This is a genomic window from Blautia sp. Sow4_E7, assembly GCF_052116245.1.
Lineage (GTDB): Bacteria > Bacillota > Clostridia > Lachnospirales > Lachnospiraceae > Blautia_A.
Genome location: NZ_JBQKLL010000151.1, coordinates 1 through 438, shown reverse-complemented (window position 1 = coordinate 438; position 438 = coordinate 1). Strand labels below are relative to the sequence as shown.

Annotated in this window: 1 protein-coding gene; it reads left to right on the top strand. The window is 41.3% G+C overall.

The features are described from left to right. A partial coding sequence (locus ACTQ50_RS19810) for a transcription termination/antitermination NusG family protein (protein WP_441485581.1) occupies positions 1 to 331 on the top strand: 331 nt, incomplete at its 5' end. Positions 332 to 438 lie beyond the last annotated feature (107 nt).

Below are 438 nucleotides of genomic sequence, written 5' to 3'. Positions count from 1 at the left end.
CTGTGGTGTTTTTCGTGAAAAGTGTGAAACACACTTTTTACACTTTTCACACCATTATCTCATCTTTTGGAGACGCAAGGAAGTTGACTGGTTATTCACCATTTACGAAGAGAACATCCGCTGCCAATGTCAGCGGCTCATAAGCAGCGATATACTGAAACGCTGCTTTATTCCCTACTATCAACAGAAGAAACGATTTCAAGGCAAATGGCATATCCAGGAAAGAATCCTCTTTCCCGGGTATGTCTTTTTAATTGCCGAAAATCTGGAACAGCCGGCTGAAAACCTGAGAAAAGTCACAGGAATGACCCGGCTTCTGGGAACAGGGTAAGCGCCAAATATTCCTGCGGATTTTCTAATCTTCTGGATTCCTCTATAATTGTAGATGAAAGATATTTAGACTATTTCACTACAATCATGGAGGATAGGTTATGGCAA